Origin of the sequence: Pseudoalteromonas sp. JC3, assembly GCF_030291895.1 — a bacterium.
Classification (GTDB): Bacteria; Pseudomonadota; Gammaproteobacteria; order Enterobacterales; family Alteromonadaceae; genus Pseudoalteromonas.
The window spans coordinates 2,764,617-2,778,745 of sequence record NZ_CP127855.1 but is presented as its reverse complement, the minus strand read 5'-3'; the positions used below and the strand labels follow the sequence as shown (position 1 = coordinate 2,778,745).

Sequence of the window (14,129 nt, the reverse complement as noted above, 5' to 3'; positions counted from 1 at the left end):
TTTGGTAGATAGACTTCTGTAGTCTTCCAATTAGATACACAACTACAAAAGGGAGATTGAGTAATGCTTGTTAAAAAAATTGGCATCTCAAAATTGGCTTGTTTTTCCACCATTATGTTGTTTTTTATTCATGAAGTTCAATCATATAGCGAACTACCAACAGAGTCGTATGGTGTTATATATGGTCTTAAAGACGGTAATAGCAAAGCGATTTACTTAAGTGACCAAGGTGGTAAATCGCCAGTAAAGATCGTGAAAGCCACGTCAAGTGACGGCTATCCTGCTGTCTCACCATCGGGAGACAAAGTAACCTTTTACGGTAAATACGATAACTTCAAAACATGGTCAATTCATACCGTTGATATTACTGGCCGCAATCTGAAAAGATTAACCAGTAAAAAATATGTGTGGGATAGTGCACCTGCTTGGTCTTTGGATGGAATGACGATAGCGTTTGCTAGAGAATATGAAAATAAGGAAGGTGTTTGGCAGGAAGAAATTTGGTTAATGAATGCTGATGGTAGTGAACAGCGCCAAATTAAAAATCTCGAAGGTCGTGCTCCAGAATTTCTGCCAGATGGTCGATTACTATACCAATCTAAAGCCAGCCCAAGCCAAATTAGCATTGCCAATTTGGATGGCAGCGAGGTTATTCAACTCACTCAAGACGACACTGATAACATGTCTCCTCAAATTTCCCCAGATGGCACAAAAATAGCCTATCTATCTAATAGAGATGGGAATCAGGAAGTATATGTTATGAGTATTGATGGAACCAATAACAAGCGACTGACTCGTAATAACATTCAAGAGTGGGATCCATCTTGGTCTCCAGACGGCACAAAGGTGTATTTCGCTTCAGAGAATGTATTTGGCTTTTATGATGTCTTTTCTATAAATGTGGATGGCACGTCTATCAAAAAAATACTTCAAAACAGCTCGCAAGCGACAGTTGTGCCAGGTCTTGACCAAGAAACGCTACAAAAATTAAAGAAAACAAATGAGCGCCAGTAGACCTGTGCGCTGACCGCAGCTTAAGTTATTTACTTTTGCTGTTGTTGGAGACGACCTAAAAAAGGAAAAGAAGTATCGCGATATTGTGACTAAATCTGGTAATGTTCTACAAAATATTAATAACAACTACGACCAATTAAGAGACCGTTATAATTTTACTATATTGCCAAGATCAACGCGTTGGAATAGTGTTAATAGGCTCGGCTTCATTAGTACGTATTTGATTAGACAAGGCCGAGTCATAGAAGCGATAGAAGTCGCAGAACGTTACACCGAATATCAACCTAAGTCTTGGCAAGCCTATGAGTCATTAGCAAAGGCATTTGAGGCGAATGAGGATAACTTACAAGCGCTGAAAAACACCAAAGTAGCCGTGCGACTGGTTGATAATGAAGTAAATAAAAGCCTTCTATTGGAATACATCAATCAATTAACCGAGGCGCCAGAGTAAATATGCTGCTACGTTCAGTGAAATCATTAACTCTACTTTGTTTGATGCTCTTTTTGATGGTGTTAACCGCCTGCAACAACGATAGCAAACTAGACTTTGACGCGTTTGTTGAGAAAAAACTAACAGATTTTCTGATTGAGGAAAATGCACAAATTGCTTCCATCGCTATTGTGAATGATAAGCTTAACTATCAAAAGCAATTTGGCGAGTTTCCTGATGGTACAAAGCCACGCCATGATACCGTGTATGAAATTGCATCCATCACTAAAACTTATACCGGGTTGTTGCTTGCCAAGGCGGTAGTAGATAAAAAAGTGCAATTAGATGAAGATATTAGGGTGTACTTGCAGGGTGGTGATTATCAAAACCTGCAACATCTAGGCAAACCTATCACTTTGCGTCATCTCGCGACTCACAGAAGTGGTTTACCGCAAGATTTTGCATATACAAGCGCAGATATAAAGTCTGGCAAGGCTTTTGAGCTGTTCTCTAACTATTCAAAAGCGAAGTTTTTTGAAGATTTAGCTCAGTACCAACTTACCTCAATGCCTGGTCAGACATTTCAATACTCCAATGTTGGCGCAAACCTGACTGGGTATATTTTGGAAAACGTGTATAACCGACCACTATCTACACTTGTTGCGCAATTGATCACGGAACAATCGGGTGAAGAACATACAAGGTTTCGTTTAGAGCCCAGTGAGATAAGTAAAATAACGAGAGGGGTAGATAGAAACGGCAAAATTGCACCGTTACTCAGTCCACACTCGTTTGCTGAAGGCGGACTAACATCCAATGCAGCTTCGATTGCCGATTATATGCAGTATTTACTCAGCACCCAAGCAGAAGAAGTGCTGTTGTCGCGCACCTTATTAACAGAAACCAGCAGTGAACATGGCCATGCATTTTTTTGGAATACATACGAGTATCACTCAGCTAATCCTATGTTCTATCACAGTGGAGGCTCTATAGGTACTTCCACTTGGCTTGCGCTTTATCCAAAGCAGAAGTTAGGAATATTTATTGCCACAAATGTTTCAGCGAACAACACGCAAGGGAAATTAAATGATATTGCCAATGCGATTGTTGAAAAGTATGAGCACGCTAAGCGCTAAAAAGACAATGAAAATTCCGGATTCAAGAAGTTAAAAAATATGCAATTGATTAAAGTGGTTTAATATCAGCTTCATTAGCTTACTTTCTGAAGCGAAAGCTGGATCGGGTACGAACTTAGAGACAAGGAGTTAGGTATGAGTTTACTTACATGGATACTCTCTCATGTCACACTTGCGGCATTTTGGCTTTGGATTTTAAATTTTGGCGGAGCTGCAAAAATAGAAGGATGGAAGTCGTTCTTTATCATAGGGTGGTTTGCTGCGCTATGGACTGCTGAGCAGTTGCGTTTGTATGCACTGTGTATTCTCGTACTACAAGTTCCTTGGTTTATTGCAGGCCTTTTGATTCCGCAATGGCGAGGCTTTGCGGTGTAACATCAATTTGCTTAATTAAGTGCTCTATTTTGAGGCGAGAAAATCTTGTCGATAACAAGACAAAGATTTTGCTATTTAACCTGAGGTTTGGATAAGGAATGTTCCAACTCATTGTTGCTAAAGCACAACTTAGTTTTTTCCTTGTCTAGCCAGAGAGTTTTAGGGAAAACAAGGCGAATTTACGCACCAATAGCTGGCTATTGGAAGTGAATTCAACGCAGTTAGCGCTAAAACTGGCTGCTAGAAAGGCATTAATTATCCGCAGCTCAGGTTATTTAGTTATTCTAAATAAGAAATCTTTAACGCAGTTAGCGTCAGATTTGCTCCTTCAAATTGAGCAAGTATTAAGACAAACTGGTGTTATTGTCAGGTTTTGTAAAGGTGCTTGGATTTGTCTGTTTCCTAGTGCAATTATATTTACTTGAAAACTAAAGGCTCTAATAAAAGGATAGTTTATGAAGCAGATGAGCATTCTAGTTGCTATGTTTTGCAGTTTAATAATTTGCGATAAAAGTTATGCCCAAAACAATTACGATTTAGGACAAAAAACACCGGGATTAACACCCGAGTTATTTGCTCCAGGTGTCGTTTCTACGGATGAGCACCGCGAGACTGAAGTGTTGTTTTTGCCAGATATGTCAGAGCTTTCTTTTACTCGCTCTGGTGGGGAATATCAAAAACCAACATGGATTGTGATGCAATATAAAAACAATCAATGGATTGAAAAATCAATACCCGAAGCAGATAGAAAAGCATATCAGGAGCAATTTAGCCCACCGGTTTCACACATACAAAACATCGAGCCTTTTAAAGATATTCCAATCAGAGGTTATACCACCTCAGCAAAAGGGACACACTACTTTTATGTCTTAGATTTGAAAGACGGCAGTGGGCATTTGAGTTATTCACGGCTTGTTGATGGCAAATATGAAACACCGCACAAAATGAGTAAGGCAATTAACCAAGGAAAGTACATTGCTCACCCCTACATCGCGCCAGATGAGTCTTATATTATGTGGGATGCTGAAAAGGAAGGTGAAAACACGCCTGATATCTACATTAGTTTTCGTAACCAAGATGGCACATGGACAAACGCAATAAATATGGGAGATACGATTAATACGGCTGCGTACGAGCAACGACCTAAAGTATCACCAGACGGAAAGTACTTATTTTTTTGGCGAGGTGACAAAAAAGTCAAAAAAGACGGCACGAGTTACTGGGAAGGTAATCCATATTGGATGGATGCGAAGGTTATTGAAACGCTGAGACCAACACGCTAGCACTCAATTATTCTTGGTTATACTACTACTAAAAACCTAGACTAAACGGCATGCATGCATGCCTTTTTCTACATCACTGAATTTTTTATTAATGGTCTAATAAAATTACCTTGAAAAAAGGAACAAAGGTGATTTAATAAAAAAGCATGGATACTGCCAGGGATTGCTGAGAATAGTATCGTATTTAGATAGCATGGTATGGATATCGCAAAATAAATCCAAAAATCTAGTGCGTCTATTTATCTCCCTTACAACCGTCAGCATAAGTACGAACACATTCGAACCGACAATTACGCAGTACGTCTTACTTGATTGAGGCTTAAATTTTTATGAAGGTCTTTTTAATACTGTTATTGGTAGCTGCGTTTTCGGGAGATGTTGTTGCAGACATGCCAATAGAAACTACTTTACCAAACAACTTAGATAAGGAAATAGCAATGGACTTAAAGGATAGAACAATTTATCCCATTATTAAGGCTGGAGATTGGCCAGGTATTCAATACGGTGCGGTTTATTCAGTATTAATTGGCCCAGAAGATGACCCAGAAGTCGTGATTGGTTTTGGTTATGATACCCCAGATAACTTCGTTTTTTTAACACATCAAGACGGTCAAGAGATCGATTTAAATGTGGTAGTTCCACAGGCTTTTCAAAATATTGATGCTTTAGATGTAACCTTTGTCCCGTCCGCAGTGCTAAACAACCAAGTATTAACTGCCAGCGGAGAGTCTTTTAGTAGTGAAGCGATTTTATCTCAAACGCAAATGCTGAAAGCGCACGAAATGCTAGATGCCGAACAGTTACTTGTCTCAATAGCGAGACGTACCGGATTAATGGTGGTATCCAGAGATGCATCGCACGATTTATTGGATAAGTTTATTTATTTACATAGCGAAGCTTGGAACGATGATAGTTACGGTAACGCACCTATCGCAAATAGGCTCTTTTTAATCGAAAATGGCAAAATAGTTGGGTCGATGTCATTAGCAGATAAATAAGCCTGCGGATCTGTTTGGTGTGTTATCCAGAGTGTAGTGTATGGAGGTTGTGCCATGTCAGATTTGATTGACTTTGATAAGTTGAAAAGTCTCGTCAAAGATGCCGTAAAAACTACTTTTACAAACCTCCAACGTATACACCAGCCAGATGAGTTGCTCGGTTATGCCTTATGTACTGATGATAGTGTAATGACGCTCTATCACGTTGCCATGACACAACAATGGCTTTCACAAGATGATAATACTGAGTTTGAGTTCTCTCCCGTTGAGTGGGATTTAAGCGATAGGGATGTGCATTTTAAAGGTGTTGCTACTTTACTCGCAGCTCGCCTTGAACTGGAAGATGCAAAGCTCTATGAAAATTATCTTGAAGAAATTATCAACCCCACTTTCAAGGCTTTTGTATTGGCGCTTTTAGAGTTGAGGCAAGAAGGCGTCTTTGCCAAAAATGTTTTTCTGTCAGTGCTAAGTACAGATCCAAGCGAGCATATGTTGGAACTTGAAAGCGCAGCAAATCGTAAGCTAAATAGCGCAGAGTTGCTGAACCGATTCAATGATTGGCATGCTCGGTTTGGTTGAAGGCGGATGAGTAAACACGCGTATTTTAGATATCAATGGAATTAACTCTTAGATTTAAGTGATAAGGAAGTAATTAAAATGAACTTGATGGAATGGGTACAGGCAACATTGCCTGAGCTTATGTGTGATCTTAATCAGCCGGCGACAGCGAGTGAAATAGCAAGCCTAGAGAATAAGCTCGGTGTTGAACTGCCTGAGCGATTGAAAGCGATGTATCTCGAACATAACGGCCAGAAAGATGAGATCAATACTGGTTTATTTTACGGACTCAATTTTCTACCTTTGAACAGAGTTTATGAAGAATGGTGTTCGTGGGCTGAAATCATCGATTCACAAGGTGAAGAGGGAATGAAAGAGCTGAGCATGTTTTCAACCTCTCACGTTCCTGGGTTTATCAAAGAAGTTTATGCCAATAAAAAGTGGGTACCGTTTGCCCATGATTGGGCAGGCAACTACCTTGGTTTAGATTTTGATCCGGCCGAAAATGGCACAGTTGGACAAGTGATAAACTTTGGTCGTGATGAAGACGAAAAGTTTGTGATTGCTAAGTCGTTCTCTGAGTTTATGCAGTGGTATACCGCTGAACTTGAGTCAGGTAATTACAGTATTGTGGTCGAAGACGATGGTGGTAGAAGTTTTAATACTAAACAGCCGCAATCCGGCCATTTTTTAGATGCAGTCAAAGTGCTATTTCGCGCAGTATAGATAACTTTCACCATGCTATTTATCGCGGTTTGAAGTTATCTCTGTGTTGCGTTTTGAATGTTTAGGAGATCAATATGCAATTTCCAGAATTTGAAACACCACGCTTGAAGCTTACGGCGCTATCCGAATGCGACAGTAATGCTATTTTTGAACTATTTTCAAACCGAGAGGTAGTGAAATACTACGATTTAGAGGCGTTTAGTGAGCGATTACAAGCTGAAAAACTCATAGATTTCTTTCATTCTCGATTTGATAGCGGTGTTGGGATCCGTTGGGCTATCCGATTAAAAGATACTGAGCAGCTTATAGGTACGTGTGGTTTTAACTCATGGAACTCAGCGATGAAAAATGCAGTTATCGGTTATGATTTGATGCCGAAATTTTGGGGAAAGGGTTATACCACTGAAGCATTACACCAAATTATCACCGCCGCGTTTGGTGGTTTACTAGCATGTGGCGCACTGAATCGAATTCAAGGAGATACGGTGCCGGGAAATCATGCGTCAGAGGCTGTGCTAGAAAAGCTAGGTTTTAAAGCTGAGGGGGTTAGACGACAAAGTGGATATTGGAAAGAACAATTTCACGACCTAACGTGCTTTGGGTTATTAAAGTCAGAATTTAATCGCTGAGCCAATATTTTTTAAAGGAAAGACAATGGACATCTGGACACTACTTTTATTTATTCCAGCCTGCTTTGCCTTGAATATGGCACCAGGGCCAAATAATCTTCTAGCGCTAAATAATGCTCGTCGTTATGGTTTTCGTATAGCTCTTCTTGCGGGATTTGGAAGGCTCGCCGCATTTTGTGTGATGATTGCGCTTGCCGCTTCAGGCCTTGCTGTTGTGCTGTACACGTCGGAAATATTGTTTCTTGCCATTAAGATTTGTGGCGCGCTCTATTTATTATGGATTGCTTATAATTTATGGCGCTCAGACGTTAGTCCAGTTTCGGATGATGTCCGCAATCTGAGCATTACCGGACTGATGAAGCAAGAGTTCGCTCTTGCTGCGGGTAATCCAAAGGCAATTTTGATATTTACCGCTTTTCTCCCTCAGTTTGTCGACGTTGCAAAAAATGTGACAGAGCAATTTTCACTATTGGGGGCTACTTTTCTCGTTCTGGAAATAGTGGCTATCGCTATGTACGCTGTTATTGGGCTATATCTAAGGCAGTGGTTTAGTAAACCTAAATTGGTTAAACGTTTTAATCGTGCATGTGCTTCATTTTTGGCGCTATCTGGCGGCAACTTACTGTTGAGTAGACAGTAGCGATGCCAAAGTTAGTGACTCGCCAGCCCACAAAGTGATGCTACTTCTCAATTCACTCATCTAGCCTGCGTGTGCTTGACAATAACTAATCATTACGTGAAAGTATCGTTATGAATATAGAACTATTTCTCACAAGTACACGAATTATTACCATTCCTTAGGAGTGGTGGTTTTGTGTGCTTTTTTAATGAACCCACCAAAGTAAGGTGGGTTTTTTGTATCTGCCTTGTGGGGCCACAGCAAGGAGGTTACATGAAGAAAATAGCAGTTTTTGGTAAACCGGGAAGCGGCAAGTCTACGGTGAGTAAAGGACTGGCCGCGGCAATACACATCCCGTTGTATCAATTAGACTCGATGCTCTACCAAGCAAATGGCGAGTTTGTTGACAGAGCCGCTTTTGATAAAGCACATCAAAACATATTGAATACTGATGCGTGGATCATTGACGGCTTTGGTCCGTTAGATGCGTTTAAACAGCGCTTAGATGCAGCAGATACCTTAGTCTACATCGACTTACCATATCGAGTGAGTTATTGGTTTGTAATAAAACGTCTTTTAAAAAGCATGATCACTAAGCCTGAAGGCTGGCCAGATGGTAGCTCAGTGTTTAAAGGGACGATTGCCAGTATTAAAACGTTAAGGCGCTGCCCGCAATTTTGGAATGAAAAATTTTTATCGCAGTTAGAGCAAAGCACGCAAACCAAAACACTCTATGTGATTAAGTCGGTTGCGGCGCTTGATAGCTTTGTACGCCAACATGCGAAGTAATATCATCAAAGGGTAAACGTGAGTAATGTATTGATTTGATTTACAGCCTTTGGTGTTACGTCTTTTGCGCTGTAAATGATGAATAATAAAGCTTGTAGCGGTCTTACCCTCACTAAAACGGTGATAAATCATCTAATCGCAGCTATTATTTGCTATTTGCTATTTGCCTTTGTACTTTTTTGTTGTTCTTTATACTTAGCCGGTTTGATAATTGCGCATGGAGAGGTGCATGAGAAGAGTTATAATATTTAATAAGAAAAAGCATTTTTTCGCCACAACCAGACGTTGAGTTACTCAACCAACAGATTGAGCAGATAGAGCAAGATGGTTGGAAGGTGTTGTCTGTCACGGCTAACTGCGATTTTTTAGGATATTAGGGCCTGTTGATCTTTCAAGTTTGTTTTTGCAGCAGTTTGATTGGTATTTATACAAGGCAGAGCCAGCGTAGCATAGTCATTCTATGTAAGTCTGGTGATAAAGACTTTGTGCTCCTGCAAAGTCACCTTACCCCACATCCTTGTGGGGCAACACAGAAGAAATGCCAATCAAGCGCTGCCCTTTGGGTTCACCTGAGTGCGCTTTGTTCATTGTTGCTCAACTTTTGCCTAGATTACTAGGCGACAAGTCGAGCGTCGCGACCAAAACACACTCAGAAGAACAAAAATCAAACAGCAAAGGTCAACAGGCCCTCGCTCTTTTACAATTTTAATTGAGTCTTAATTTGTTTGCCGTGAAGCTTGAATTAGCTTCACGGGCGTGCTAATTTTCTCTCGCTCTGGTGGACGACCTCCAGAGCTTTCTTTTACTGGCGGGGACGACCCCATTTTGGAGTTGTCATGAGCTGGTTGCTACTTGTTTTTGCAGGTTTATTGGAAGTCGTTTGGGCTATTGGTTTGAAATTTACCAACGGTTTTACGAAGCCTGTTCCCTCAATTATTACTTTAGTGGCGATGGCCGCAAGTTTCTACTTTCTCAGTGTTGCACTACGAACTTTACCGCTTAGCGTTGCTTATTCTGTCTGGGTTGGCATTGGTATGCTAGGGTCGATTATTGTTGGCTTTGTCTATTTTAAAGAGCCGTTGTCATCACTTAAGCTACTCAGTTTACTGCTGATAGTGATTGGGATTATTGGTCTAAAATTATCCTCTCAGGGTTAAATTACAGCTATAGTTAATCGGAGCTTAGGTTAGATAATTCCACTTCAGATGAAAAGGAAATTCGATGACGATTGAACTGAATATGACGGGCTTACAAACGCTTGTCGAGACTACCCTCACACCACTTAAAGACTATCATGGTGATTTGTTACCTTGGCGCGGGGAAATGGTAGAAAGCCATAGCTTCGCATTGGAAGATATAACCACAAGTGTTACTGGTGAAAGTAAGATAGAGCTTATCAACGCGAGCACAGTCATCGATGAAGACGGTATTATTGGTGAGCAAAAGGAGGTTAATGCAAATCTCGAACCTACCACAACACTTACCTATAGTGATGAGGTGTGCTGGATAAAATACAGCACACACATTGACTTTGATCTCACCGGTGCCTCCAAAGCGGAGCTGCTTGGTATTAATACAGATGGGCAGGCACAATGTAAACTAGCAGCCTACCTTTGCCATCAACCACATGAAGCTGTGGGTTTTGCCTTAGGCCGCGACCTTGCAACTATGCCGGTTATTTTCGATGTTGAGGATATTAAGTCACTTGCACCTAATAATGCATTAATGATGGAAACGGCAGGGGCGTTAACGGTGAGCGCCAATTTTAGGTGGTCAGATATAATCGCGCAAAATCTCGATATGTTTAGTCGTTGGTTGGATCAAGGAGAATTACTTGATATTAACCTTGATTCGGCTTTAAATGCGGACCTTAATATCGAGATCCGTGGTGGCTTTCGTGTTGTCTTTTCTAAACGCTTGGATAAACCACACCATACTTTCCTCGCAATTAAAAAATCAACATTGTCGAATACTGCTTTAACAATCACTGGGGGAGTGAACGCCAAATTTGCCGACCAAGCCGGATTTAAGCAAGCTTATTCGAGTATTTTGACAGGGATATTCAATGCACCTCTGGATAAGGTTGAAGAAGTCCTTTCACTCGTCGCAACAGACTCTCCCGATGAAGCGCAAAACGACCTGATCTTAAGATTAAAAGATCGCTTACAGCTTGATCCACTAATGGACAGTTTAGAACGACTCCAAAGCGAGCTGCTGACCATTAAAAAAACGGTGTTAGCAAATATTGAAACGGCTGCAAAGCTGAAAGCCGAGTTAAGTGCTAAGTTTGAATATACGCGTTTATCCAGTCATCAATCGCTGCTTGAAGCGAAATTAACTACCAAAGGCCTAGAGCAGGTGCATCTTGATGCGCTATTTGGGCGGGTTGGTACTATCACTCAGCCTAGTTACCAAGATGAAATCGAGATAGAGCGCTTCTTCTTTCAAACCAGTACTGAAATCAAGCAAGCCTATGGGTTCAATTTAGGCTTTGGTGCTTGGTCGGCCATGAGCCGTAACAGCTATTCATTTAAAACCATTGAAACGAGAGACAAGCTAAATAGAGTGCAACTTGCTACGCTTGGAATGCGTGGTTATCAAGATGATATTAATGGCGATAAACGTCATTACTATCTCAGCTTTGATGCTCAGATGGTGGCCTTTTCAACATCAACGCCGCCCAAGCTAAACGAGTTTACATTGGGTCTGACGCTCTTACATAAACAGCAAGAGGCGAGTGTGACCAGTAACGAGCTGGACCACTTGGTCGATGATTTATCGGTATGGGGTATGATCCCAGAGTTTGACTCTGAGGATACAAAACACCGATTGAGCGAGATACTCAAAGATGCCGATAATGTGCGGATCGTTAAGTCCTTACACCTTGACCATGACGCGTTTGTTCAGCTACTACCTTTATTAGGTCAGTTTGATAATAGAAGACTGGCCATCTCGCTTGCCGCTGCATTACCTATCAATCACAAAATACTTCCTGAGCGGGCGACTATAGAAAATCGGGTGAAATTATATGATGCGATTTTTGAGGCATTGTTAAATTCGCAACTTAACTCTCATAACGAAGTGGCTCTGGCGACATATCAATATCTCAAAGCAAAGGGATGTCGAAAACTTGCACGCAAAGAGCGGGATTGGCGCAGGCTAGGTGCGAGTAAATTCCAAACCCTTGCAGGAATAGTCGAGTTGCATCCGCGGATTTTGCACGACATTAAAAACCTATGCGATGGTTTTGCACAACTTAACCTCGCTTATCACCAAGAAGGGGATTATTCAGTGCTTGAAAAAGCATTTAATCTTTTTGATGACATGGGCGAACATGGATTTTATAACCGCTTTTTCGCCCATTATGTATTGCAATGTACGCGCACTTTTCCTCAGGCACAAAATGGTACCAAAGTGACGGTGAAGCTAGAGTTTGTTAAAGACGGTAAAGAAATTGATGTGCTTTGGGGCAAACGTTAGCATGCCACTTTGAGTCTCAGAGTACCACGTTCCCAAATTGTATACGTTATATCTAAAACCGAAATTTGGAGGCAAAGATAAATTGGATTACTTACGATGGATAAGGAATAATTTCACGAAAATCGAGCTGATAGACGATCGGATATTGCATGAGGTAATTACAGAAGCGAAAGCAGACTCAGCAACCTTAAATGAGCTGTGCAAAGCGCTTGGTGTATTGTTTATTGCAGTACCGTTTAACGTCTACCTTGCCGGTTCTGGGTTATTGTCTTACGACAATTTGTCCTTTTGGTTAGTGATGCTTATCACCGCTATGATAGGAGTGGGAGTCTCTTTATATATTGAACAGAAAATTATAAAAAGAAAGATCGCACAGTCGATCTCAAAGCTAAAATTAGCTGGTGATTAACCACTTTGTTTTCTATAGGTCGTCGCTTAATTTTCTCTTCAGTTTTGCTACTGCATCATGTTTGCAATCTAAACCCATATACAAGTAACACATTGTAATTGTGGGTAACTTTTATTTGTTGGACTTACGGTCGGTTAAATAAAACGAGATCAGTCCATGTAAAGGCGGTTTGTATCCATATGAATGATGTAGTCACTGACAAAGTACGGTTTACTTTTAAAAACCATCCTCAAGGTTGTGCTGAAGAATTTATTGTTGCGACGGCAGTGAGCGATAATATTTATCAAATAAAAGGCGCTCCGCTTTTTGCTTTTGGTGTTAACTACGACGACCACGTTTTGGTTGCACCAGATAGCGAAGGTTCTTTAGACGTCATCGAGATTGTGGCTCGAAGTGAGTATCACTCTTTGCGGATCCGCTTTACAAACGAGTTAGAAAATGCCAAAAACATAGAGCTACTTCAAGAGCTTACTCTATCTGGCGTGGAGAGCGAGCAATTGGATGATGGGTGCTTTGCCTTGACGGTTTCACCGCAAAGAGAATACGAATCTTTTATCGATATCTTGCATTATTATCAGGAGCTTGGCGTATTGAAGTATGAACTTGCCGGCGAGCCCCACGATAACTTCGATGGTAACAGTGCGTAACTAAGAGATACCTAACTAATGCATCACAAATTCAGTGGCTTAGTGTTCAGTTTTGTGTTTCACTTGGAACTTTATAGGCACGGTAATTTACTATCGTACTTAATTTAGGATAATGGTGAAATACTAAGGAAACACAAGGATGGCTGTCAATTTTGTTGGAGGATGTTTATGTGGGCAGATCCGTTTTACTGCGATTGGCGTCCCTCGTAACCCTCATACCTGCTCATGTAAAATGTGCCAAAGACATAGCGGTGCTCTAACCGTTACATGGGTAGAGTTCGCAAGTGAAGAGGTAAGCTGGGATGGGCCTGGCGGTGATCCTAAGGCGTGGCGTTCATCGGATTATTCATCGCGCGCTTTTTGCCCTGAGTGTGGTAGCACATTAGGTGCAATAGATGACGCACCTGTCATTGCATTGGTGCTCGGCGTTTTTGATGCCAATAGTCGTAAAGCCCTAGAACCCAAAACTCATTCTTATATTTCAAAAAGGCCAAAATGGTGGCGCATAGGATGAAGTTAACCTAAGCGTCGTATGTGAGTATATTATGACTTATTACGCTATCGAAGATGCGTCGTGGCCTGAGATCCTAACGCTACAAAGTCAGGCGTATCATGATGTTGCGCCGGAAACTGTGGATATCCTAAAAAGTAAATGGATGCGCTCGCCAAAGAGTTGTTTTTAAACAACATCGAGCCGTGTATGCCTATTTATTGGCGCACCCTAGCCGCCGAGTTTGTTTACATTACTTCCTGAACAGCCGCCTAGTTCGTCGTTGTTTCTACATGACCTAGTTGTTTCACAAGCCGTATCTGGGCAGGGGATTGGTGCCTTGATGATTAAACGCTTAGTTGAGTTGGCGACCCAAATGGGGTACTGTCGCATTCGACTCGTGGCTGTTCAAAATAGCGTAGGGTTTTGGTTGAAACTAGGCTTTGTTCCAAAGCCAATTAAGGTATGCAAAAGTTATGGTGAAGATGCGCAGCTGATGGAAATGAAAGTGTAAGGTGCGCCAGCTAAGGTTGGAAGTCATAAAAG

At 41.2% G+C, this 14,129-nt stretch carries 18 protein-coding genes; all 18 read left to right on the top strand.

Annotated elements, in window-relative coordinates:
- The first annotated feature begins 63 nt into the window (after positions 1-63).
- Positions 64-1,014, top strand: a complete 951-nt coding sequence (locus QSH61_RS11765) for a TolB family protein (RefSeq protein WP_206471025.1) — start codon at positions 64-66, stop codon at positions 1,012-1,014.
- Between the two features lie 85 nt (positions 1,015-1,099).
- Positions 1,100-1,465 carry a hypothetical protein gene (locus QSH61_RS11760; protein WP_248298612.1) on the top strand — a complete coding sequence of 122 codons (366 nt, stop codon included), beginning with the start codon at positions 1,100-1,102 and terminating at the stop codon, positions 1,463-1,465.
- 2 nt (positions 1,466-1,467) lie between these two features.
- Positions 1,468-2,580, top strand: coding sequence for a serine hydrolase domain-containing protein (locus QSH61_RS11755; RefSeq protein WP_010605183.1), 1,113 nt, complete (start codon positions 1,468-1,470; stop codon positions 2,578-2,580).
- A 135-nt stretch (positions 2,581-2,715) separates the two neighbouring features.
- A complete protein-coding gene (locus QSH61_RS11750) occupies positions 2,716-2,955 on the top strand; it encodes a hypothetical protein (protein ID WP_045988746.1) in 240 nt (79 codons plus the stop codon).
- A gap of 455 nt (positions 2,956-3,410) precedes the next feature.
- Positions 3,411-4,238, top strand: a complete 828-nt coding sequence (locus QSH61_RS11745) for a TolB-like translocation protein (RefSeq protein ID WP_206471024.1) — start codon at positions 3,411-3,413, stop codon at positions 4,236-4,238.
- A gap of 329 nt (positions 4,239-4,567) precedes the next feature.
- Positions 4,568-5,236, top strand: a complete 669-nt coding sequence (locus QSH61_RS11740; RefSeq protein WP_227387014.1) for a hypothetical protein — start codon at positions 4,568-4,570, stop codon at positions 5,234-5,236.
- 54 nt (positions 5,237-5,290) lie between these two features.
- Positions 5,291-5,815, top strand: a complete 525-nt coding sequence (locus QSH61_RS11735) for a DUF4303 domain-containing protein (protein WP_069018644.1) — start codon at positions 5,291-5,293, stop codon at positions 5,813-5,815.
- Between the two features lie 78 nt (positions 5,816-5,893).
- The gene (locus tag QSH61_RS11730) at positions 5,894-6,520 is read left to right on the top strand and encodes an SMI1/KNR4 family protein (RefSeq protein ID WP_095728453.1); all 627 of its coding nucleotides are present in this window, start codon (positions 5,894-5,896) and stop codon (positions 6,518-6,520) included.
- Positions 6,521-6,594: 74 nt separating this feature from the next.
- Positions 6,595-7,149, top strand: coding sequence for a GNAT family N-acetyltransferase (locus tag QSH61_RS11725; protein WP_099028907.1), 555 nt, complete (start codon positions 6,595-6,597; stop codon positions 7,147-7,149).
- Between the two features lie 25 nt (positions 7,150-7,174).
- Complete coding sequence (locus QSH61_RS11720) at positions 7,175-7,789, top strand: LysE family translocator (RefSeq protein WP_206471023.1); 615 nt, start codon at positions 7,175-7,177, stop codon at positions 7,787-7,789.
- Positions 7,790-8,041: 252 nt separating this feature from the next.
- Positions 8,042-8,557 (top strand): P-loop NTPase family protein, encoded by a 516-nt coding sequence (locus QSH61_RS11715; RefSeq protein WP_206471022.1) that lies wholly within the window; start codon positions 8,042-8,044, stop codon positions 8,555-8,557.
- An 836-nt stretch (positions 8,558-9,393) separates the two neighbouring features.
- Positions 9,394-9,714 (top strand): DMT family transporter, encoded by a 321-nt coding sequence (locus QSH61_RS11710; RefSeq protein ID WP_017216036.1) that lies wholly within the window; start codon positions 9,394-9,396, stop codon positions 9,712-9,714.
- A gap of 64 nt (positions 9,715-9,778) precedes the next feature.
- Positions 9,779-12,037, top strand: coding sequence for a hypothetical protein (locus QSH61_RS11705; protein ID WP_206471021.1), 2,259 nt, complete (start codon positions 9,779-9,781; stop codon positions 12,035-12,037).
- Positions 12,038-12,182: 145 nt separating this feature from the next.
- On the top strand, positions 12,183-12,446 hold the full coding sequence (locus QSH61_RS11700; protein ID WP_206471020.1) for a hypothetical protein: 264 nt from the start codon (positions 12,183-12,185) through the stop codon (positions 12,444-12,446).
- Positions 12,447-12,625: 179 nt separating this feature from the next.
- On the top strand, positions 12,626-13,093 hold the full coding sequence (locus tag QSH61_RS11695) for a DUF4265 domain-containing protein (protein ID WP_010605175.1): 468 nt from the start codon (positions 12,626-12,628) through the stop codon (positions 13,091-13,093).
- 139 nt (positions 13,094-13,232) lie between these two features.
- Positions 13,233-13,607 carry a GFA family protein gene (locus QSH61_RS11690; protein WP_206471019.1) on the top strand — a complete coding sequence of 125 codons (375 nt, stop codon included), beginning with the start codon at positions 13,233-13,235 and terminating at the stop codon, positions 13,605-13,607.
- A gap of 31 nt (positions 13,608-13,638) precedes the next feature.
- The gene (locus QSH61_RS11685) at positions 13,639-13,776 is read left to right on the top strand and encodes a hypothetical protein (RefSeq protein WP_227387021.1); all 138 of its coding nucleotides are present in this window, start codon (positions 13,639-13,641) and stop codon (positions 13,774-13,776) included.
- A 51-nt stretch (positions 13,777-13,827) separates the two neighbouring features.
- Entirely contained in the window at positions 13,828-14,097 is a 270-nt protein-coding gene (locus QSH61_RS11680; protein ID WP_227387022.1) for a GNAT family N-acetyltransferase, read from the top strand.
- Positions 14,098-14,129 lie beyond the last annotated feature (32 nt).